This window comes from Rhizobium sp. 05N49, assembly GCF_056396805.1.
Map to the genome: position 1 here is coordinate 1 of NZ_JBFTME010000028.1, position 20,275 is coordinate 20,275.

At 60.8% G+C, this 20,275-nt stretch carries 21 protein-coding genes; 9 read left to right on the forward strand and 12 right to left on the reverse strand.

Annotated features, from left to right (window positions below; genetic code table 11):
* The coding region (locus AC1DF8_RS32705) for an outer membrane protein (RefSeq protein ID WP_478155514.1) at positions 1–250 on the forward strand (250 nt) is incomplete at its 5' end.
* Between the two features lie 69 nt (positions 251–319).
* Here AC1DF8_RS32705 and AC1DF8_RS32710 read toward each other — a convergent pair.
* From AC1DF8_RS32710 to AC1DF8_RS32725, 4 genes are read right to left on the reverse strand one after another with little or no spacing between them, the layout of a single operon-like run.
* Positions 320–760 carry a hypothetical protein gene (locus AC1DF8_RS32710; RefSeq protein WP_112969788.1) on the reverse strand — a complete coding sequence of 147 codons (441 nt, stop codon included), beginning with the start codon at positions 758–760 and terminating at the stop codon, positions 320–322.
* A 51-nt stretch (positions 761–811) separates the two neighbouring features.
* Entirely contained in the window at positions 812–2,122 is a 1,311-nt protein-coding gene (gene glcF / locus AC1DF8_RS32715; RefSeq protein WP_478156807.1) for a glycolate oxidase subunit GlcF, read from the reverse strand.
* Between the two features lies 1 nt (position 2,123).
* Positions 2,124–3,329: an FAD-binding protein gene (locus AC1DF8_RS32720; protein ID WP_478156809.1), complete on the reverse strand. Its 1,206-nt coding sequence runs from the start codon at positions 3,327–3,329 to the stop codon at positions 2,124–2,126.
* Positions 3,326–4,765, reverse strand: coding sequence for an FAD-linked oxidase C-terminal domain-containing protein (locus AC1DF8_RS32725; protein ID WP_478156811.1), 1,440 nt, complete (start codon positions 4,763–4,765; stop codon positions 3,326–3,328). Before AC1DF8_RS32725 ends, AC1DF8_RS32720 begins: the two co-directional genes overlap by 4 nt.
* Before the next feature lie 136 nt (positions 4,766–4,901).
* Between AC1DF8_RS32725 and AC1DF8_RS32730 the strand changes: the two genes are divergently transcribed.
* Complete coding sequence (locus AC1DF8_RS32730; protein ID WP_112541446.1) at positions 4,902–5,798, forward strand: LysR family transcriptional regulator; 897 nt, start codon at positions 4,902–4,904, stop codon at positions 5,796–5,798.
* A 9-nt stretch (positions 5,799–5,807) separates the two neighbouring features.
* On the opposite strand, the gene AC1DF8_RS32735 is transcribed toward AC1DF8_RS32730, so the two are convergent.
* Positions 5,808–6,659 (reverse strand): LysR family transcriptional regulator, encoded by an 852-nt coding sequence (locus AC1DF8_RS32735; RefSeq protein WP_183880779.1) that lies wholly within the window; start codon positions 6,657–6,659, stop codon positions 5,808–5,810.
* Between the two features lie 103 nt (positions 6,660–6,762).
* On the opposite strand from AC1DF8_RS32735, the gene AC1DF8_RS32740 reads away from it, so the two are divergent.
* Positions 6,763–7,749 (forward strand): zinc-dependent alcohol dehydrogenase family protein, encoded by a 987-nt coding sequence (locus AC1DF8_RS32740; protein WP_478156814.1) that lies wholly within the window; start codon positions 6,763–6,765, stop codon positions 7,747–7,749.
* Between the two features lie 53 nt (positions 7,750–7,802).
* Here AC1DF8_RS32740 and AC1DF8_RS32745 read toward each other — a convergent pair whose 3' ends face one another.
* Positions 7,803–8,960, reverse strand: a complete 1,158-nt coding sequence (locus tag AC1DF8_RS32745) for an adenosylhomocysteinase (RefSeq protein WP_478156816.1) — start codon at positions 8,958–8,960, stop codon at positions 7,803–7,805.
* A 90-nt stretch (positions 8,961–9,050) separates the two neighbouring features.
* The gene (locus AC1DF8_RS32750; protein WP_113116561.1) at positions 9,051–9,929 is read right to left on the reverse strand and encodes a LysR substrate-binding domain-containing protein; all 879 of its coding nucleotides are present in this window, start codon (positions 9,927–9,929) and stop codon (positions 9,051–9,053) included.
* A 268-nt stretch (positions 9,930–10,197) separates the two neighbouring features.
* Between AC1DF8_RS32750 and AC1DF8_RS32755 the strand changes: the two genes are divergently transcribed.
* The 5 genes from AC1DF8_RS32755 to AC1DF8_RS32775 all read left to right on the forward strand — a co-directional run bounded on the left by AC1DF8_RS32755 (position 10,198) and on the right by AC1DF8_RS32775 (position 15,522).
* The gene (locus tag AC1DF8_RS32755) at positions 10,198–10,710 is read left to right on the forward strand and encodes an NUDIX hydrolase (RefSeq protein ID WP_112970227.1); all 513 of its coding nucleotides are present in this window, start codon (positions 10,198–10,200) and stop codon (positions 10,708–10,710) included.
* 62 nt (positions 10,711–10,772) lie between these two features.
* A complete protein-coding gene (locus AC1DF8_RS32760; protein ID WP_112969797.1) occupies positions 10,773–12,269 on the forward strand; it encodes an inorganic phosphate transporter in 1,497 nt (498 codons plus the stop codon).
* A 14-nt stretch (positions 12,270–12,283) separates the two neighbouring features.
* Positions 12,284–13,021 (forward strand): 16S rRNA (uracil(1498)-N(3))-methyltransferase, encoded by a 738-nt coding sequence (locus tag AC1DF8_RS32765; RefSeq protein WP_478156818.1) that lies wholly within the window; start codon positions 12,284–12,286, stop codon positions 13,019–13,021.
* Positions 13,022–13,162: 141 nt separating this feature from the next.
* Positions 13,163–14,536 carry a glutamate--cysteine ligase gene (locus tag AC1DF8_RS32770; RefSeq protein WP_478156820.1) on the forward strand — a complete coding sequence of 458 codons (1,374 nt, stop codon included), beginning with the start codon at positions 13,163–13,165 and terminating at the stop codon, positions 14,534–14,536.
* A 95-nt stretch (positions 14,537–14,631) separates the two neighbouring features.
* Positions 14,632–15,522: a DUF937 domain-containing protein gene (locus AC1DF8_RS32775; RefSeq protein ID WP_478156822.1), complete on the forward strand. Its 891-nt coding sequence runs from the start codon at positions 14,632–14,634 to the stop codon at positions 15,520–15,522.
* 86 nt (positions 15,523–15,608) lie between these two features.
* Here the strand turns inward: AC1DF8_RS32775 and AC1DF8_RS32780 are convergent, their stop codons facing one another.
* Positions 15,609–15,908 (reverse strand): YjiS-like domain-containing protein, encoded by a 300-nt coding sequence (locus tag AC1DF8_RS32780; protein WP_112541455.1) that lies wholly within the window; start codon positions 15,906–15,908, stop codon positions 15,609–15,611.
* 206 nt (positions 15,909–16,114) lie between these two features.
* Between AC1DF8_RS32780 and AC1DF8_RS32785 the strand changes: the two genes are divergently transcribed.
* The gene (locus AC1DF8_RS32785; protein ID WP_478156824.1) at positions 16,115–17,074 is read left to right on the forward strand and encodes a LysR substrate-binding domain-containing protein; all 960 of its coding nucleotides are present in this window, start codon (positions 16,115–16,117) and stop codon (positions 17,072–17,074) included.
* Between the two features lie 5 nt (positions 17,075–17,079).
* On the opposite strand, the gene AC1DF8_RS32790 is transcribed toward AC1DF8_RS32785, so the two are convergent.
* The 4 genes from AC1DF8_RS32790 to AC1DF8_RS32805 all read right to left on the reverse strand — a co-directional run bounded on the left by AC1DF8_RS32790 (position 17,080) and on the right by AC1DF8_RS32805 (position 20,234).
* Entirely contained in the window at positions 17,080–17,721 is a 642-nt protein-coding gene (locus tag AC1DF8_RS32790) for a TetR/AcrR family transcriptional regulator (RefSeq protein ID WP_183848067.1), read from the reverse strand.
* A 248-nt stretch (positions 17,722–17,969) separates the two neighbouring features.
* Complete coding sequence (locus AC1DF8_RS32795) at positions 17,970–18,845, reverse strand: dienelactone hydrolase family protein (RefSeq protein WP_113015356.1); 876 nt, start codon at positions 18,843–18,845, stop codon at positions 17,970–17,972.
* A 116-nt stretch (positions 18,846–18,961) separates the two neighbouring features.
* Complete coding sequence (locus AC1DF8_RS32800) at positions 18,962–19,378, reverse strand: MAPEG family protein (RefSeq protein ID WP_478156826.1); 417 nt, start codon at positions 19,376–19,378, stop codon at positions 18,962–18,964.
* A 100-nt stretch (positions 19,379–19,478) separates the two neighbouring features.
* Positions 19,479–20,234 carry an SDR family oxidoreductase gene (locus AC1DF8_RS32805; RefSeq protein ID WP_113116569.1) on the reverse strand — a complete coding sequence of 252 codons (756 nt, stop codon included), beginning with the start codon at positions 20,232–20,234 and terminating at the stop codon, positions 19,479–19,481.
* Positions 20,235–20,275 lie beyond the last annotated feature (41 nt).

Sequence of the window (20,275 nt, forward strand, 5' to 3'; positions counted from 1 at the left end):
GGGCGTCGGCGTGAACATTCCGCATGTCGAAGTCACCCGTCCCCAGGGCACGACCTTCGACTACGAATTCGGCGGCGTAACCTTCCAGGCGCAGGCCGGCGTCGACTTCCGCGTCACCGACAACTGGTCGACCTTCGTGGAATACAAGGGCACCTATTCGCGCGTCGATGTTCCGATCGATAGCGGCGACCGTCTGAAGACGAACATCGTCACCAACGCGGTCAATGTCGGTATTTCCTATCACTGGTGATCTGGAGCAATTCCAGCAAAAGTGTCAGCGGTTTCGCTGGAATTGCGTCAAACGGAGAGAGCTGCGGGACTATTTCTTGCCGCAGCTCACCTTGCCTTCGACGACGAAGAAGCTTGTGCTACCTTCGATCCGCAAGCTGTAGGTGCCGCCGAAATCCGGCGAGGTCTTGCCGTGCTGGCTTGCGAGAACCGCGAGATCCAGCGACTCGCTTTCGGCGTCGGTACCTTCTGTCGTGAAGACTTCCAGGCGCAGATCGCCATCGCGCGACCAGCGGTTCGTCAAATCCTTCGATTCGAGGATCCGCTTGCCGAAATTCTTGGATTTATTGTCGTCCTTGAGCATCAGCGCACCGCGGAAATGGATCAGCTGATGGCCGCCTCCATCTTCAAAAGCGCTTTCGAGCGTGAAGCGCACATCCTTGTCGTCTGCAGAACAGAAATAGCGGCCGTCTGCGTGCGCCGCACCAGCCGCGCCGAGCAATACGGCAAGCACCATCAATCCACGCCACATAGCCAGAACTCCTGAGATCGGCCCACGAAATCGGCCAATGAATCGGTGTATTCAGGCTAGCGGCAAATCCCTTAATTTTTCAGGCACAGCACCACCGTAAGCCCAGTCCAGAAGCTCGACAGTGTGCAGGATCGGTATTGATGTACCCGACCTGATCTGGGTGATACAGCCAATATTGCCCGTGGCGATGATATCCGGTTTCGTCGCTTCGATATTCCTGACCTTGCGGTCCCTAAGGCTTGCGGAAATATCCGGCTGCAGAATGTTGTAGGTGCCGGCGGAGCCGCAGCAGAGATGGCCTTCGGCCGGATCGCGAACGGTAAAACCGGCGGCCTTCAGCAGGTGCTTCGGCGCGGTGGTGATCTTCTGGCCATGCTGCATCGAACAGGCTGAATGATAGGCAACCGTAATGCCTTTTGGCGTGTGAGCGGGCAGTTCGAGGCCGGCCAGATATTCGGTGATGTCCTTCGCAAGCGCCGACACGCGCGCCGCCTTGCCGGCATAGGCAGGGTCGAGGCGCAGCATGTGACCGTAATCCTTGATCGTCGTGCCGCAGCCGGAGGCGGTGATGATGATCGCGTCGAGGCCGCCAGCCTCGATCTCGCGGATCCAGACATCGATATTGGAACGCGCCGAGGCGAGCGCCTGTTCTTCGCGACCCATGTGGTGAACCAGGGCGCCGCAGCAAGCCTCGCCTTCCGGCACCACGACCTCGACGCCCAGGCGCGTCAGCAGGCGAATGGTCGCCTCGTTGATGGCGGGATCGAGAACAGGTTGCGCGCAACCTGTCAGGATCGCGACGCGGCCGTGACGCTCGGCCTGCGGCTGATGACGACCGGGCCGGGCGAAAGGCGATGGTGCCGGAACGCTTGACGGCGCAAGCGCCAGCATGGCTGCAAAAGGCTTCAGCGCCTCGCCGCGCATCAGGCCAGCAAACGGACGGCCGATGCGGGCAAGCGCAAGGGCCGCGCGAAAGCGACCGGGATAGGGCAGCACCGCCGCCAGAATGGCGCGCGTCAGCCGGTTCATGACCGGCCGCTTATAGGTCTTCTCGATGTGAGCCCGGGCATGGTCGATCAGATGCATGTAGTCGACGCCGGAGGGACAGGTCGTGGTGCAGGCAAGACAGGAAAGACAGCGGTCGATATGGGTGACGACCTCGGTATCGGCCGCACGGTCGTTCTCCAGCATGTCCTTGATCAGATAGATGCGCCCGCGCGGGCTGTCGAGCTCGTTGCCGAGGGTGACATAGGTCGGACAGGTAGCGGTGCAGAAACCGCAATGGACGCATTTGCGCAGGATCTGCTCGGATTCGGCCACATGCGGATCGGCAAGCTGGGCGAGAGTGAAGTTGGTCTGCATTTCAGTGTCTCGCCATCTTGCCCGGATTAAGTATCCCCGCCGGGTCGAAGCTTTCTTTCACACGACGCGACAGCAAGGCCACGGCCTCTTCCTCGGGATGGAAGGCCAATATCGCGGCTCTCGCACTGGCCGGGGCGCGGATCAGCGTCGTGTGGCCACCGCCGAGCGCCTTGACGAAACGGCGGAGGAGATCGGCCTCGGGATCGGCCTCCATGCGCATCCAGACGAGCCCGCCCTGCCAGTCGTAGAACGCGTCGACCCCAGCTTCGAGCCTTAACGCCGCGACCAGCTGGTGGCCGATATCAGGTGCGACCGACACGCGCCAGACAGGTCGCTGCGTTTGATCGGCATAGGGGGCGACATCACGGATTTCCCGCCAGAGCTGACGGCTCGCCGTCTGGCCGAGCCTTGCGGCGTGGCCGCAGGGCGCCATAGCCGACAGGAGCTTGTCCGCCCGCGCGTCTACAGAACCAGGCAGGCCCTCGATGCGCAGCACTGTTGCCTCTCCCTCCGGCAACTCGCCGCCGAGGAATTTCCAGGTGACGGTCAAGGGTAGATGAGCAGCGCCCGAGACTTCCATGGGCAGGGCCATGGCTGCCGCCATCGCATTTGCGGCTTCGGCATCATTGAGGCCGGAGATGACGACGGTTTCCTCGGCCTTGGCGCGTGGCGGCACGCGGAAGGTCACTTCAGTGAGGAAACCGAGCGTGCCGTGCGAGCCGGAAAGCAGCTTCACCAGGTCGAGGCCGGTGACATTCTTCATTACGCGGCCGCCGGCCTTGACGATCTCGCCCTTGCCATTGACGAAACGGATGCCGAGCAGGCTGTCGCGCGCCGCTCCCGCCACGAACCGGCGCGGACCTGAGACATTGGCGGCAAAGACGCCGCCGATCGTCGGTTCGCCCGACGTGCCCATCAGGGCGCGGTGGTCCATAGGCTCGAAGGCCATCATCTGGCCGTTTTCGGCAAGGGCCGCGTCGACCTCGGCGATCGGCGTGCCCGCTCTTGCTGTCATCACCATCTCGCCGGGATTATAGGCGACGATGCCGGAGAGAGCGATCGAGCGCAGGCGGGCCTCCGCCTCGACTGCATTGCCGAAACCGGAGCGTGTATCGCCGCCGCTGATGGCAAGCGCCCTACCCTCTTGCGCATGCGCGCGGATAATGGCCGCGGCTTCCTCTTCGCTTGCCGGCACCAGATCAATCATGCGGCCGAACGCCCCTCGAGCGGGAAGACTTTTGACGGGTTCAGCAGCCATTGCGGATCGAAGGCTGATCGCGCAGCCATCTGCTGGGCGAGATCGACGTCGGAATATTGATGGCGCATCAGGTCGCGTTTTTCGATGCCGACGCCATGTTCGCCGGTCAGGCAACCACCGGCATCGACGCAGAGCCTGAGGATATCGTTGCCGGCCGCTTCGGCCCTGGCGGCATCCTCGGGATCATTGGCATTGAAAAGGATCAGCGGGTGCATATTGCCATCGCCGGCATGGAAGACATTGGCGACGCGCAGGCCATAAGAGGCAACGATTTCCGAGGTGCGCTGCAGCACGAAAGACAGCTGGCTCAGCGGCACGGTGCCATCCATGCAGATGTAATCGGCAATGCGACCGGTGGCGCCGAAGGCCGACTTGCGTCCCTTCCAGATCAACGCCGCTTCGGTGGCCGACTGGCATTCGCGCACGGTTCTGACACCGTGTCTGCGAGCGATCTCCACGATGCTTTTCAGCATATCGTCCATTTCCGCTTCCGATCCCTCGACCTCAACGATCAAGAGCGCGCCGACATCGAGCGGATAGCCGGCATGGGCGAAGGCTTCGCAGATCTCGATCGCCGGCTTGTCCATGAATTCGATGGCGACGGGGATGATGCCAGCGGCGATGACATCGGCGACACAGCGGCCGGCCTCTTCCGAGCTTTCGAAACCGAACAGCACAGGACGGGCGCCCTCCGGCTTGGCGATCAGGCGCACCGTCGCTTCCGTGACGATGCCGAGCTGGCCCTCATGGCCACAGACCAGGCCGAGCAGATCGTAGCCTGCGGCATCGAGCGCCTTGCCGCCGAGTTCGATGACCGTGCCATCGGTCAGCACCATCTTGACGCCGAGCAGGTTGTTGGTCGTGACACCATATTTCAGACAGTGCGCACCACCGGAATTCATGCCGATATTGCCGCCAATCGTGCAGGCAAGCTGCGAGCTCGGATCAGGCGCATAGAAGAAACCGTCCGCCGAGACTGCTTCGGAGATATTGAGATTGGTCACACCGGCCTGAACGACAGCGCAGCGGTTGGCAAAATCGACTTCGAGGATGCGGTTCATCTTCGACAGGCCGAGCACGACGGCATCTTCCTGCGGGATGGCGCCGCCCGAGAGCGAGGTGCCGGCGCCGCGCGGGACGACCGGAATGCCATAGCGATGACAGTATTTCATCACGGCCGCCACTTCCGCGGTCGAACGCGGCAAGGCAACCGCGAGCGGCAGGCGGCGATAGGAGACGAATGCATCCGTCTCGAAAGGCACGAGTTCGCGCGCTTCGTGGATCAGGCATTCCCGCGGCAGGAGATCGACGAGATCGGCAACGATTTCCTTGCGGCGCGCCAGAACGTYAGGACGCGGAGCGAGGAACGAAATGGCGTCGGACATGGCGTTCTCCCTCGGCCAACATGACGGAAACCGGTGACAAATCCTCCCTGCAACCGGTTCTTTCGGCTTAGCACTTTCCCGATACCGGCGCAAATGTTAAGCACTTATGCCAAAAGGGAAAAAGTTATAAAAGCTTATGACCAATCTGGGTGATCTCGAAATCTTTGCCAAGGTCGTTTCAACCGGCAGCATGTCGCTCGCCGGCCGCGCGCTCGGCTTTTCCCCTGCTGTCGTTTCCAAGCGCATCAAGCGGCTGGAAGACCGGTTGGGCACGCGGCTTTTGCAACGCACGACGCGACAGATTTCGCTGACTGAAGCCGGCCAGGGTTTTTACGACCGCGTCCTCGGCATTCTGGCGGGGCTGGAGGAAGCAGAATTCTATATATCCGGCCGCTCGGCGCAGATGCACGGCACGCTGAAAATTTCCGCCCCCACTTCCTTCGGCCGCATGCATATCGCGCCGTATCTGAAAGCCTTCATGGAGGCGCATCCGGAGCTGGCGATCAATCTGGTGCTGACCGATGAATTCAGCGACATCGTCGGCGGCGGCTTCGATCTCGCCATCCGGATCGCGGAACTCACCGATTCCAGTCTCGTGGCGCGGCGGCTGGCCCCTGTGCGCCGCGTGCTCTGCGCCTCGCCCGACTATATCGCCGCTCATGGCATGCCCAAACATATCGAAGAGCTGAAGCAGCACCGCTGTCTGCCCGCCCATAACAATGACGTCTGGCGGCTGGATGGGCCGGACGGCGCCTTCAGCCTGCGGCCCGAGGGCATGCTGATCACCAATTCCAGCGAAGTGATCCGCGAAACTGTCATTGCCGGGCTCGGCATTGCGCTGCGCTCCACATGGGATATCGGCGAAGAGCTGAAAAACGGCAAGCTCATACAGGTGCTGCCGGCCTACGAGGGCTCGCACAATGTGACCCTCTCCGCAGTCTATCCGAGCCGCCAGTTTTTGCCGGCCAAGGTTCGGTTGTTCATCGATTTTCTGGCCGAGCTTTACGGTCCGGTCCCCTATTGGGAGCGCTGAAGCGGGCGACTATTGTGCCAGCCTCTCGATGACGAGATCGAGAAGCGCCCTCAGCCGCGCCAGCCGCTTCATATCGCGGTGATAACCAACCCAGGTATCGCGACCTGGCGGCGGCTCGCCGAGATCGACAGGTTCGATCGCCGGGATGGCGTCGCCAAGCGGGCGCGGCAGGACGGCAAGACCGGCGCCTCTGGCACAGAGTGTCGCCTGCACGTCGCGGTTATTGCTGCGCATGGCGATATCCGCCTTTGGCAACTGCCGCTGCAACCAGCCGACATCGGGCATGCCGCCGAAGGCCTCGTCCATTGTGACGAGCCGGGCGCCTTTACCATCGCCCGCCTCAGGATGCGGCAGACCGCGGCGGATATAGAGACCATAGTCGATATGCAGCAGCTTGCGGGATATGACCTCGGCCTCGGTGAAAGGCGCAATCCGGAAGACGATATCGGCTTCCCGGCGTGAGAGGCTGAGAAGCCGGCTGTCAGTCAGCAGTTCGATGACGACCTTGGGATAGGCAGCAGAGAACTCGGCAAGCACCGGTGAAAGAACATGGGCGCCGAACCAGTCCGACGAGGAAAGCCGCAGCAAGCCGTCGAGCTGCCTGCTCTGGCCGGCGAGCTCGCGCTCCAGCCCGAGCGCATCCTCTTCCATGCGCTCGGCATGAGCGAAGACAGTCGTGCCTTCATCGGTCAGGACAAAACCGTCGGCTGTGCGCTGGAAGAGCGTCTGGCCAAGCGAGGTCTCAAGCGCTCGGAGACGGCGACCCATGGTGGGCTGCGTCAGCCCGAGGCTGCGCGCCGCGGCACCGAGTGTTCCGAGGCGTGCGATTGCGAGGAAGAGTTTGAGATCGCTCCATTCCAACAGCCTAGCCTCAAACAAAATTGCATGATCTTCATTCTGTATCTTTCATTTTCATTCATAATTCAATGAGGCATTCTGCGTCCAACAAACCAAGGAGAGTTCCATGAGCACGATGAAAGCCGCGCTTATCGAGGCGCAGAATTCAGAATTCAAGATTGCCGATCTCGCAAGGCCATCGCCCCAGGCCGGCCAGATCCTCGTCCGCATCAAGGCGGCCGCACTCAATCCGCTGGATCTGAAGATCCGGGCCGGCGAGGCCGCGCATGCCCGTCACCCCCTGCCCGCCATCCTCGGCATCGATATGGCAGGTATCGTGGAAACGGTCGGCCCAGGCGTCGAAGGCTTTCGCCCTGGTGACGAAGTCTATGGCATGACCGGTGGTGTCGGCGGCCTGCAGGGATCGCTTGCCGAATTTGCGGCCGTCGATGCCGATCTCGTGGCCCTCAAGCCGCGCAATCTCTCCATGCGTGAGGCAGCGGCCTTGCCGCTGATTGCAATTACCGCCTGGGAAGGCCTGGCGGAACGTACCCAGGTGAAAGCCGGACAAAAGGTGCTGGTCATCGGCGGCGGTGGCGGCGTCGGCCATATCGCCGTGCAGATGGCGGCTGCTGCCGGTGCCCAAGTCTTTGCCGTCGATGGCGGTTCGAAGGCCGAATATATCCGCAGCATCGGGGCAACGCCGATCGACCATGCCAAGGAGACTACGGAAGATTATGTTGCCCGGTACACCGACGGAAAAGGCTTCGACATCGTCTATGACACGATCGGTGGCAAGGGGCTCGACGCCGCCTTCCAGGCTGTCGCCAAGTTCGGCCATGTCGTCACCAGCCTGGGCTGGGGCACGCATTCGCTGGCACCATTGTCGTTCAAGGGCGCGACCTATTCCGGCGTGTTCACGCTGGCACCGCTGCTGACGGGTGAAGATCGCGCCCATCATGGCGAGATCCTGAAGCAAGTCGCATCACGCGTGGAAGCTGGCTCGCTGATGCCGAATCTCGACCGACGGCAATTTTCGCTTGGAGACGTGGACGAAGCCTACCGGCTGCTCGAAAGCCGGCAGGCTGAAGGCAAGGTGGTCGTCGACATCTGACGACCACCGCAATTTCGGACGCAAAACCACGATGCACTTTTGCTGGAATTGCTCTAGCGCGCCAGATCGAGATAGGCGCTCGCAACCATCGCATCGATATCCGCCGGAACCGGCACGATGCAGGATTCGGCGCCGACGCCACGCTTCGCGACCCGCTCCAGGCAGCGGGCCTGCAGGGTGAAGCCGAGGTCCATGGATTCCACGGAATTGCCAAGCGGACGCGGGCCGGCCAGGTTGGCCATATGACCGCCGCCGAGAACGTGGAATGACCTGCCGTTCTTGAGATGGAAGGTCTCGATAAAATCGGCATCGTAGCGATCGATATCAACGACATCGGGATGGCTGCGGAAGGCGGCCACATCGATCTCATGCGGGAAATGTCCGCCATTCATGAGGATTGCACCGTCCTTGATCAGCGCGAGATCGGCTGCTGTGACGATACCGGGGAAACCGGTAACGGTGGCGATCACGTCGGCCGAGCGGATCGCCTGTTCGCGGAGCGGCGTGACGAAACCGTCGAGATGCGCCTCGAGGCTGGTGACGGGATCGATATCGACGACGCTGACCGTCGAGAAGGCGTTGCGGAAGGCAGTTGCCGTGCCCTTGCCGCAGGCGCCGTAACCGAAGACGGTCACGCGTTTGCCATTGGTGGAACGGTTGGTAAAGCGCATATAGCTTTCGAACAGGCTCTGGCCGACGGCGTGCTTATTTTCTGCGAATTGCTTGATCGGGCTATCATTGATGACGAGGATCGGCATGGCGAGCCTTTCGCGCATCGGCAGCAGGCGGGTTCGGCCGGATGTCGTTTCTTCGGTGCCGCCGAGCAGATTGGCATAGGACTTGTCGGCGGCAATGGCGAAAAGATCGCCGCCATTGTCCAGCAGGAGATCGGGCTTCTCGGCAACCACGGCTTCAAGGCTCTCGTGGTGAGCGACAGGATCGGTCGTCTGGGTCGCGAAGACGGTGATGCCTTGCGCGCGCAGGAATTCCACGGTTGCCGGCTGCGTACTATTCAGATTGCCGGTGCAGATCAGGCGCGCCCCTCCGGCCCGCAGTGTCGTCAGGAGAGCGACGGTCTTCGGCTCCAGATGGATGCCGGTGCCGATCGAAAGACCGGCAAAGGGGAGCGTCCTTTCGAATTCCGCAGCCGTTGCCTTCAGCAGGCGGCAGCTATTGCCGATCCAGTCTATGCGTGTCGCAGATTTTTCCATCTCATGCCCTTTCGTTCCCTCTGTTCTAGCGAGGCAAAGATAGGGCGGGCATGGAGATATTTCTGATGAAAGGGTAGAAAAACTGCCCTTTCAGGACGCCCCGCCTGAGCCCAGCAGCCAGTTTCGGAGTGCCGCAATGGCCGGCCGTTTCGCGTCTGATGTCCGGCAGCAGAGGCTGTAGCCTGCCGGCCGCCGGATGAAGCCGTAAGGGGCGACCAGGATGCCGCGGTCGAGATCGTCTTCGATCGAGGCCTTCGGCGCCAGCGCAATGCCGAGGCCGGCCCGGGCGGCGCCAACAGCCAGAAGAATATCTTCAAATTCCCGAAGACGGGAAAAGGCAACCGGCGGCGTGCCGCTTTCCGCAAACCATTCCGTCCAGAGTTTCGGCGCGCTGCGGCTGACGAGGATGTTGGATTGCGCCAAGGCCGCGACATCGTCTGCAAGTCTTGCGGCAATTGCAGGTGTTGCAACCGGGCCGAATTCATCCTCCATGAAGCGTGTCTCGGTGATACCGGCAGAGGATCTGATCTCGCCGCCCATGATCACGGCATCGAAATCCGGATGTTGCGACAAGGGTTCGACCACCGTCATCGGCACAATATCGATCTCGATATCGCCAAGGCTTGCCTGCATGTCGCCCACCCGCGGCATCAGCCACCAGATGGCGAAAGCCGAGGGCACGCCGAGACGGATGCGCTGGTTGCCCGCCTCCTCGAACGCATCGGCAGCGCGCCTCAAGATGGTAAAGGCGGTTCCCGCTGCCTCGGCAAAGGCACGCGCCTTTTCGGTCGGAATCAGTCTGCGGCCGTCGCGCACGAAGAGCTTGCTGCCGAGATGATCTTCCAGCGTCGATATCTGCTGACGCACGGCGCCGCGCACCACACCCAGCTCTTCGGCCGCCTTCAGAATGCTGCCGTGGCGACAAACGGCTTCAAAGGCGCGGATCGCATTGAGGGGCGGAAGTCGCATGGTTACCACACTTCGAAAAATACCGTGGAACAAATGGGCGCGGCATTGATTGGGATGCCGGACAGGCCCATATTGTACAGCTGTGCAAGACGACGCATTCGGGACAGAAAATGGCGGAATTTCCAAACCTGCCCGGCTTCGATTTTTTCTATGTAAGATGAAATAAATCGCGTCCCGGTTCGTTTTGCACGTATGGATCGCGCAAGCTTTTCATACCATGCTAATATAATAACGACTCAGCTCGACGATCTAAAAGGTGACCCGACAATTGACTCTTCTTGCCCGCCTGGCTTCCGATGTGCAACTCATGTTTCGGCGTCCGCCGCGACAGCAGTATGCTGCACTCTGTTACCGGGTCAAGAAGAAGACCGGCAATCTCGAAGTTCTGCTGATGACCAGCCGCGACACCGGTCGCTGGGTAATCCCCAAGGGCTGGCCGATGGCGCGTAAATGTGCCTATGAGGTGGCAGCCCAGGAAGCCTTCGAGGAGGCTGGCGTGCACGGCACGGTGGAGATGGAATCCCTCGGTTATTATACGTACCGCAAGGTTCTGCGCGACGGCCTGAAAGTGACCTGCAAGGTGCAGGTCTATGCTCTCGAAACGACGAACGTGGCGAAGAACTTCAAGGAAAAGGGCGAGCGCGTCGTCGAGTGGGTTTCCTGCGATGAAGCGGTGAAGCGCGTCCAGGAGCCCGAACTGCGCAATCTCTTTCTCGCCTTCAAGCAGCGCATGACCGAGCGCCTTTCCGACGGCATTTCGAAACAAATTCCGGCAGAATAAGTCTTGCCATCTTGTGCGGCTAGAAAAGGCAGCGCAAAAGCAGGACTTGGCCAGGAAACAGAATGCCGCAACGCAACCCCGTCCTTACGAAACGCACGCTTGATAAGGATCTCGACAAGGTTACCCATGTCGAGGATGCGGCCAAATATGTCTCGCGACGGCTGGTGGCACCGGGGCTTGGCCTGATCTTTCTCGGCCTGGCAATGCTTTTTGCCGGTGTCTATGTCTTCGACAGGCCAGGCGCGGTGCTAGCAGTTGCGGCGGCAGCGCTTGCCGCCTACATGGCGATGAATATCGGCGCCAACGACGTGACCAACAATGTGGGCGCCGCGGTCGGCGCACGCGCCATCACAATGAAACAGGCGCTCATCGTCGCCGCGATCTTCGAGGTGCTGGGCGCGACGATTGCCGGCGGCGAAGTCGTCAAGACGATTTCCTCCAGTATCGTCGATACGGTGCAAGTGCCGCAAGCAATGCTCGGCTGGATTATGATGGCGGCGCTCACGGCTGCCGCACTCTGGATCAACCTCGCCACCTGGATGAATGCGCCGGTTTCGACGACGCATGCGATTGTCGGCGCGGTGATCGGAGCAGGCGTGGGAGCGGTCGGGTTAGAGCCGGTCAATTGGCGGGTGATGCTGGAAATCACCGCGAGCTGGGTGACATCGCCGCTGATTGGCGGGCTGATCGCTGCGGGGCTCCTTTATCTGGTCAAGACACTGATTGTCTATCGCGAGGACAAGATCGCCGCCGCCAGACAATGGGTGCCGGTCATGATCGCCGTGATGGCCGGCGGTTTCATGGCCTATATGGTGCTGCAGCTCGCGCCGCCGGAACGATATCCTTCACTGACGATCCTCCTGATCGGCATCGGGATCGGTCTTGTCAGTTGGCTGGCCGCTCGGCCGATCATCCAGCGGCAGGCAGAAAATCTCGAAAACCGCAACAGCTCGCTGCGCACACTGTTCCACTTTCCGCTGATCGGCTCGGCCGCCCTGCTTTCCTTCGCGCATGGCGCCAACGATGTCTCCAATGCGGTCGGCCCGCTTTCGGCGATTGTTCATTCGGCCGGTATTGCTGATAACAGCACGGTCGGCCATCCGCCACTCTGGGTGATGCTCATCGGCGCCCTTGGAATCTCGGTCGGCCTCCTGCTTTTCGGGCCGCGCCTCATCCGGCTCGTCGGCGAGGAGATCACCAAGCTCAATCCGACGCGCGCCTATTGCGTGGCGCTCTCGACCGCTTTCACCGTTATCGTCGCCTCATGGCTCGGCCTGCCTGTCAGTACGACCCATATCGCCGTCGGCTCGGTGTTCGGCGTCGGCTTTTTTCGCGAGTGGTACACGCGTCATTCGAAGCGACGTATCGAGTTCATACGCCGCAAGACCGAAAGCTTCGAGATCGACGAGCCGGAACCGAATGTCCATGAAGCCCGGCGGCGCTATCTGGTCCGCCGGTCGCATTTCATGACGATCATCGGGGCGTGGGTGATAACCGTGCCGGTTTCAGCCGCGCTTGCGGCGGTGATTTATTGGGCTATGTTCGCGCTCTTCATGTGAATCAGGGTCTTAAGATGCGCGCCAATTTCCGCATGCAGCGGCTTTTCATCGATGCTCCCTTGTCAAGAGATGCCGCCGTCGAGGCCACTTCGGAGCAGTTCAACTATCTCGCCAACGTGCTGCGTATGGAAGACGGCGCGGAAATCCTGCTCTTTAACGGCCGCGATGGGGAGTGGAAGGCGAGCCTCTCCTTCCCGACCCGCAAGCGTATCCTGCTGACGGCGATAGAAGAGACCCGGCCGCAGCCTGCTCCTGCCGATCTTCACTATCTCTTTGCGCCGCTGAAGGTCGGCCGCATGGATTATCTGGTGCAGAAGGCGGTGGAAATGGGAGCCGGCCTGTTGCAGCCGGTCATGACCCAGCACGTACAGGGCAAGATTACCAATCTCGACAAGATCCGCGCCAATGTCATCGAAGCGGCGGAACAGTGCGGCATTCTCGGCATTCCCGATGTAGCCGAGCCCATGCGCCTTGCCGACCTGCTCGACCGCTGGCCTTCGGACCGGCGCATCATCTATTGCGACGAGGGCGATGCCGGACAGAACCCGCTGCCGCTGCTTACCAGGGTGGCGGAAAGGAAGCTCGCGCTGCTGGTCGGCCCGGAAGGCGGCTTCTCGGAAGAGGAACGGACGCGGCTGCGCAGCCTCGATTTCGTGACCGCTATTCCGCTCGGGCCGCGCATCCYGCGCGCCGACACGGCGGCTGTCGCAGCAATGGCGGTGATACAGGCCGCCATCGGTGACTGGAATTGACTGCTGCATGCCGAATGCGCGGAAGTGCCGCTATTTTTTTGATGACTTGTTGAAACAATTTCACTTGCAACTTAGCTGGCTTGCGCACTAATCACCCTTCCAATTGCCCCGGCCCCGGCGCCTTCGAATACAGGTACTTTCATGGCTCGCGATACTACCGACCAGACGCCGATCTCTTCGGTTCAGGAGCTGACCGATTATCTCGCCGCCGGCAATAAGCCGAAGGAGCGTTTCCGCATCGGCACCGAGCATGAGAAGTTCGTCTTCTTCCGCAAGGACAACAGCCCGGTTCCCTATTTCGGCGAGGCCAGCATTTCGGCGCTCTTGAAGGGCCTGCAGGCCAAGAGCGGCTGGGAGCCGATCCTGGACGGCGACAATATCATCGGCCTTGGCGAGCAGAGCGGCATGGGCGCCATCTCGATCGAGCCCGGCGGCCAGTTCGAGCTCTCGGGCGCCCCGCTCGAAAACATCCACCAGACCTGCAAGGAATCCAACCAGCATCTGGCGCAGGTGCGCGAGATCGCCGAGCCGATGGGCATCGGTTTCCTCGGGATCGGCGGCAGCCCGACATGGACCTATGCGGAAACCCCGCATATGCCCAAGTCTCGCTACGAGATCATGACCAGCTACATGCCTGAGGTCGGCACCCGCGGTCTCGACATGATGTACCGCACCTGCACGATCCAGGTGAATCTCGATTTTTCGTCGGAAGACGACATGCGCCGCAAGATGCGCGTGTCGATGAAGCTACAGTCGCTGGCAACCGCGCTCTTCGCCTCTTCCCCCTTCACCGAAGGCAAGCCGAACGGTGCTCTTTCCTGGCGCGGCGATGTCTGGCGCGACGTGGACAACCAGCGCAGCGGCCTGCTCGACTTCACTTTCCGCGACGATTTCGGTTTCAAGGATTATGCCGAATGGGCGCTCGACGTGCCGATGTATTTCGTCATGCGCGACGGCCACTATCACCGGGCGACCCACGTCACGTTCCGCCAGTTCATGAACGGCGCGCTGAAGGGCGAAATCGCCGCGTACGAGCCGACGATGGGCGACTGGACGAACCATCTTTCGACGCTGTTTCCGGATGTACGCCTGAAGCGCTTCCTCGAAATGCGCGGTGCCGATGGCGGCCCATGGCGGCGCATCTGTGCCCTGCCGGCCTTCTGGGTCGGCCTGCTCTATGATGATGCCGCGCTGCAGGCGGCCGACGAATTGACAAAGGACTGGGGTTTTGCGGAAGTGAACGCGCTGCGCAATGTGGTGCCGGACGAAGGCCTCAAAGCCACCTTCCGCGGCCATGCGCTGATCGAGACGGCGCGTGAGGTCGTCAATATTTCCCGGGCCGGTCTCAAGGCGCGCAACAGGCTCAACGGCGACGGCGTCGACGAGAGCATCTTCCTGGCGCCGCTCGACGAGGTTCTCGCCAAGAAGGCGACGCTCGCCGAGGACCTGCTGGCACTCTATCACGGCCGCTGGAATGGCTCTGTCGAGCCGGTCTTCCAGGAATATCAATACTAAGAGGCGATTGGCCCTTTCCAAAAAGGCGTTTGCGCATTCCCATTTCGAGCTATAGTGGCACGAACATGCGCCGCGAATCTGGGAGAGGGACTTTCATGCTGCCGCTTTTCGACATGATGATGCAGGCGCAGAACGGCGCGGCGATGGATGCCATCGCCAAGCAGTACAACCTCGCACAAGAACAGGCGACGAAGGCGATGGCCGCGCTGATGCCGGCATTTTCCGCCGGCCTGAAGCGCAGCACCAGCAACCCTTATGATTTCGTCGGCCTCATGCAAGCGGTGGCATCCGGCAATTATGCCAGATATTTCGAGGACATGAGCAAGGCCTTCACCCCTGAAGGCATTTCCGACGGGAATAACGTCCTTTCCCAGCTTTTTGGATCGAAGGAAGTCTCGCGCGCCATCGCCGCGCAGGCCGCTCAGATGACCGGCATCGGACAGGAGATCTACAAGCAGATGCTGCCGGTCATGGCCGGTACGCTGATGGGCGGGCTCTTCAAGCAATCGACGGGACAGATGGCCTCGCCGGTCAATCCCTTCGTCAATACCGCCATGGGCGAGACAATCCAGAAATGGCTCGAAAGCACCGGCTTTGCGCCGAAACCGAAGGTCGCACCCGAACCCAGCATTTTCGATAATCCGTTCACCCAGGCCATGCAGCTGATGTTCAGCGTGCCGAAGCCGGAGCCTCAGCCGCAACCCGCCAATCCCTTCCTCGACAATCCCTTCACCAAGGCATTCCAGGAGATGATGGCAGGGCTCCAGCAGCCGGCAGCCAAGGCTCCGGAACCGCCGAAGGACGCGCCGAAAGCCGAAAATGACAGCTATACCGAGATGCTGAACGCCATGTTCGACAGCGGTCTCGAAGTGCAGAGAAGCTATCAGAAGAGCCTCGAGGCGATCTTCGAGGCTTATCGGCCCAAACCTGCCGCCTCCCCCGAAGATCCCGCTTCCGCAGGCCCGTCAACAGCGGGCAAGAAATAAAAAAACCCGGAGATGGCTTGGGAAAGCCGATCACCGGGTTAAGCAGCAGGGCTATTGGCTATCACCCTGCGGGGAAACGCGTGCGTTCAGTCCCTGTAGGGGCGCATGACCGCAATATGCCAGCGGCGCTTGGCCGCCTGCGTCAGGTGCTCCGACGGATCTTCAAAGAAGGTCGAGGCGAGAAAAGCGGAGGTGACATCGGCCCGCGTCAGACCGATATCCCGCAACTGATTGTCATCGAGCTCGTGCAGCCCGTTCACCTGCGAGCGATTGCGCACAATGCGAAGGGCGTTTGCCAGCGGTGCAAGGCCAGCCATAAGACGTTGCATGAACGTCGGGGCGAGCTTGCCGCAGTCGAGTTCTAGTGTCTGTTCATGAGTGCGCATCGAACTCTCCTTTCTTCGGGGCGCAGAACAGCCCGCCCCGCCTGCGAGGTCGTGCAGGAAGGGTCAAGCTGGTCACAGGCGGACAGGCAGGGTGTCTGTCCTTCACTTTGCTTGATTTGCATCCCGAAGATGCCAAAGAGCTATTGATCAGTCCAACGAATGTTTCTAATGATTAACATCAGAGATCTTTATGGGTGGATGGGATCATGGCGGCGCCTCTTGATATCGACCAGTTGCAGACCTTCATCGCGATCGTAGACTCCGGCAGTTTCACCAAGGCTGCCGACAAGGTCTACAAGACACAGTCTGCCGTCTCCATGCAGATGCGCCGTCTGGAAGAGCGCATCGGCAAGCAGCTCTTCATCAAGGACGGCCGCGGCAACCGCCTGACGGTCGAGGGCGAAAAGCTGCTCAACTACGCTCGCCGTATCATCCGCCTGAACAATGAGGCGATCGCCGCCTTCGACGACAACCGGCTGGAAGGCACGCTGCGCATCGGCACGCCTGACGATTATGCCGATCGCTACATGCCCGAGATCATCGGCCGTTTCGCCAAGACGCATCCGAATGTGGAACTCTACATCGTCTGCGAGCCTTCGGTCGATCTTGCCGAGCGCATGCACAAGGGCGAGCTCGATATCGCGCTTGTCACCCACAATCCGCGCGAGCGCATTTCGGATGTGGTTCGAACAGAGCCGCTTTGCTGGGTAAGTTCCGCCAACCATCCGATCCGCGACGATGCGCCGGTGCCGCTTGCCGTCGGCCGGCGCGATTGCCAGTGGCGCCAGCTCGCCTGTTCAGCACTCGATGCCGTTGGCCGCGAATATCAGGTCCTGTTCACGAGCTGGTCCTGCACGGTGGTTGCCTCGGCCGTTCTCGCCGGCATGGCGGTTTCGGTCATGCCGGAATCCGCACTTCGGACCGGTATGAAGGTCCTGAGCCAGGCAGACGGCTTCCCTGCCCTGCCCCCGGTGCAGATCGGCATCATGAAGCGGCCCGGCGTTTCGCTGTCGCTGATGAACGCGGTCACGGCGCATATCACCGCCTGCCTCGACAACATCACGCCGACCGTCATCGAAGACGGGCTGGAGCAGGATGTGAAGACAGGTTATGCCCGTCACTATCCACGGCTGAAGGCTGCGGCGAGCATGATGCCGAGCTGGTAAAAGGTTCAGGCCGCCGACGCGGATGTCGGAGCAAAGAGGGAAGCGCGGATGACGCGCTTCCATTCCTCGAGAATACGCTCGCCAAGGCCATCTTCGCTCAAGACCGCAAGGCGAATTGCCGCGCCGATCAGATGGCTGAAAAGGTAAGTGCGCGCTTTCATCTGCTCATCGCAGAATTCCGGCGCCTGACGGCGCACAGCTTCCTGGAAGATCTCCGCAACCCGGCCGCTATGCTCGATGTTCAGACGCAGCAGGTCCTGATCTGTCTCCGTACCCATCCAGACGCCGAGATAGGCAGCATCATTGCGGTATTCGGTGTAATACCAGTCGATCATCGCCGAGATCAGGTCGAGCGCTTCATCCAGGGAACGAACATCCGCGAACATCTCAGCCGTCTTCTGCTGGATTGCCTGCGCGTGACGGTCGAACAGGGCTTTGACGATCGCCGCTTTCTCGGGGAAATACTGATAGACCGAGCCGATCGGAACGTTTGCGGCGACGGCAAGTTCAGTCATCCGCATGGCGCTGACGCCCTTTTCGGCAATGAGAGTGGCGGCGGCGTTGAGGATAAGGTCCAGCCGCTGAATGCTGCGCTCCTGTTTCGGCTTTCTGCGAAGAGCAATACGATCCGAAATGTCCGCGCCCATGTGGTTCCCATCTGTCTTGTTATTCAGCGGCGCAAGCGATCTGTCATACCGGCGCTTCGGGCCGATATGACATGCAGGTATTCATCCGTCGTAAATGGAAATGGTCGGATTTTAGGCAATGGCAAGAGCCAATAAAAAACGGGGCATTACGCCCCGTTTTGGTCTGTGCAAAAAGAGCGCTTAACACTTCGTCAAGCAAGCGGGCTCACCACGCCCGTTTCGTCCTGCGACACTCTGCGGAAGCCCGCTCAGGCAAGGTTCTGCTTCAGGAACGCGACCGTGCGGCTCCAGGCGAGATCGGCCGCTGCCTTGTCATAGCGGGCAGCCGAGGTATCGTTGTTGAAGGCGTGGTTGACGCCATCATAGACGTAGATCTCGAATTTTTTACCATTCTCCTCCAGCGCCTTCTTGTAGGCATCGATGCCGGCATTGATACGATCGTCGAGGCCGGCATAATGAAGCAGTAGCGCCGCCTTGATGTTCGTAACCGCCGAGGCCGGCGGTTGTGCTCCATAGTAGGCCACGCCCGCTTTCAGCTCGGGCGATTTGGTGGCAAGGGTGTTGACTGCGCCACCACCCCAGCAGAAGCCGATGGCGCCGACATTACCGTTCGTCGTATCGAGCTTGGAGAGGTAAAGGACAGTCGCCTCACCATTTGCGGCGACAGTGGCCGCATCGAGTTTGCTGAACATATCGCGCGCCTGATCCTCATTCTCGGGCGTGCCGCCCTGCGGCGAGAGGAAATCCGGTGCGAGTGCCACGAAACCTTCGAGCGCCATGCGGCGAGCGACATCGCGGATATGCGGATTGAGGCCGCGGTTCTCGTGGATGACGATGACCGCGCCGAGCTTGCCGGATGCATTCTTCGGCTGCACCAGATAGCCTTTCATGTCGCCGCCGCTGCCCGGATAGGTAATATCCCGGCCGGTCAGTCGATCGTCATTTTCGGCGACGACCTCGGCAGCTGCCTTGTTGGCGGCCAGCAGCGGTGCGATTGCGGCTGCCGCGGTTGCAGAGCCTGCAAGCTTCGTAAGCTTGTCCATGAAGCTGCGGCGATCCAGCGTCAGATGCGTATATTCATCATAGGCGTTGATCATTGCCTGCGTAATGACGGGCTTTTCCATGACAGACCTCCTCTGTTCCCACCCCATGCCCAATCGGCAAGGGGGAACATAGGTCAGCGGCCGATAACGCAGGAACAAAACTGTGTTACCGGCCTACCTGGAAAAAATCGCGGGGATCAGGAGAATAGCATCCAGCCGGCAAGCCAGGCCCACATGCCAGCCAATACGACGAAGCCGGCGGCAAAGAGCGGGCTGCGATAGCGCAGGTCGTTGCTGGTCACATGCACATAGGCATGCGCATAGCGCAGTGCGACGAAAAGCCAGGCAAGCACGACCGCCACCAGATTATCCGCCTCGGTGATATAAAGAAGAATGCTGCAGGCATAGAAGAGTACCGGCAGCTCGAACTGGTTGGCGAGGCTGTTCTTGACGCAGAGACTTTCGACGGGTTCGTCGCGGTTTTCGCGATAATCGGATTTCTTCATCCGGCCCCCCTGGACCACCTTGCGGCGGCGCAGGCCAAGCAGCCCGTAGAGAATAAAGACCAGCAGAACATGGGCAAGCAGAGGCCAGAACATCTCGAAGCCGGTCATCAATCATTCCTTCGTTTACGCGACTGCGCGACCAGTAGCGGAAAGGCCGGATGGATGCCAGAGCCAAGACGGCCCGCCATGGAGCGGGCCGTCTTCAGGGTCAGACCTGGGCAATACCGCCGTCGACAAAGATCTCGGCGCCGGTGATGAAGCTCGAGTCATCGGAGGCGAGGAAGAGCGCCGTTGCAGCGATTTCTTCCGGACGTCCGACGCGGCCAAGCGGAACCTGCGAGGCCAGGTAGTCCAGCAGGCCCTGCTGCTGCGCCTTGTCCTGGCCGGCGAGTTCGACGAGGCCGGTCGTCTCCGTTGGGCCGGGGCTCAGCGTATTGATGCGGATGCCGCGATCCTTGAGATCGAGGATCCAGTTGCGGGAGAAGTTTCGGATTGCAGCCTTCGAGGCCGCGTAGACGCTGAAGGCCGGCGTGCCGGTGGCGCCTGCCGTCGAGCCGGTCAGGATGACGGAGGAACCCTTGCCGAGCAGGGGCAGCGCCTTCTGCACGGTGAAGAGCACGCCCTTCACATTGCGGCCGAAGGTGTCGTCATACTGTTCTTCGGTAATTGCGCCGATCGGAGCGAACGAGCCGCCGCCGGCATTGACGAAGAGCACGTCGATACGGCCGGCCTCTGCCTTTACCTGATCATAGAGACGGTCGAGATCGGCAAGATTTGCGGAATCGGCCTGGACGCCGGTGACATTGCCGCCGATTTCGGCGACGGCCGCATCCAATACTTCCTTGCGGCGGCCGGTGATGAAGACGCGCGCGCCTTCCGCTGCAAAGCGCTTTGCGGTGGCAAGGCCGATGCCCGAAGTGGCACCAGTGATGACAGCGATCTTTCCATTCAGTCTGTTTGTCATTGTCGTCGTCTCCTGTTGTGTTCGACTGAGCTGAAGATGTG

Coding starts and splice junctions, on each gene's coding strand:
- AC1DF8_RS32710 (WP_112969788.1), bottom strand. CDS start 760: ATGTGGCGTGGATTGATGGTGCTTGCCGTATTGCTCGGCGCGGCTGGT.
- glcF (WP_478156807.1), bottom strand. CDS start 2,122: ATGCAGACCAACTTCACTCTCGCCCAGCTTGCCGATCCGCATGTGGCC.
- AC1DF8_RS32720 (WP_478156809.1), bottom strand. CDS start 3,329: ATGATTGATCTGGTGCCGGCAAGCGAAGAGGAAGCCGCGGCCATTATC.
- AC1DF8_RS32730 (WP_112541446.1), top strand. CDS start 4,902: ATGACCAATCTGGGTGATCTCGAAATCTTTGCCAAGGTCGTTTCAACC.
- AC1DF8_RS32740 (WP_478156814.1), top strand. CDS start 6,763: ATGAGCACGATGAAAGCCGCGCTTATCGAGGCGCAGAATTCAGAATTC.
- AC1DF8_RS32745 (WP_478156816.1), bottom strand. CDS start 8,960: ATGGAAAAATCTGCGACACGCATAGACTGGATCGGCAATAGCTGCCGC.
- AC1DF8_RS32750 (WP_113116561.1), bottom strand. CDS start 9,929: ATGCGACTTCCGCCCCTCAATGCGATCCGCGCCTTTGAAGCCGTTTGT.
- AC1DF8_RS32760 (WP_112969797.1), top strand. CDS start 10,773: ATGCCGCAACGCAACCCCGTCCTTACGAAACGCACGCTTGATAAGGAT.
- AC1DF8_RS32770 (WP_478156820.1), top strand. CDS start 13,163: ATGGCTCGCGATACTACCGACCAGACGCCGATCTCTTCGGTTCAGGAG.
- AC1DF8_RS32775 (WP_478156822.1), top strand. CDS start 14,632: ATGCTGCCGCTTTTCGACATGATGATGCAGGCGCAGAACGGCGCGGCG.
- AC1DF8_RS32780 (WP_112541455.1), bottom strand. CDS start 15,908: ATGCGCACTCATGAACAGACACTAGAACTCGACTGCGGCAAGCTCGCC.
- AC1DF8_RS32785 (WP_478156824.1), top strand. CDS start 16,115: ATGGCGGCGCCTCTTGATATCGACCAGTTGCAGACCTTCATCGCGATC.
- AC1DF8_RS32790 (WP_183848067.1), bottom strand. CDS start 17,721: ATGGGCGCGGACATTTCGGATCGTATTGCTCTTCGCAGAAAGCCGAAA.
- AC1DF8_RS32795 (WP_113015356.1), bottom strand. CDS start 18,845: ATGGAAAAGCCCGTCATTACGCAGGCAATGATCAACGCCTATGATGAA.
- AC1DF8_RS32800 (WP_478156826.1), bottom strand. CDS start 19,378: ATGACCGGCTTCGAGATGTTCTGGCCTCTGCTTGCCCATGTTCTGCTG.
- AC1DF8_RS32805 (WP_113116569.1), bottom strand. CDS start 20,234: ATGACAAACAGACTGAATGGAAAGATCGCTGTCATCACTGGTGCCACT.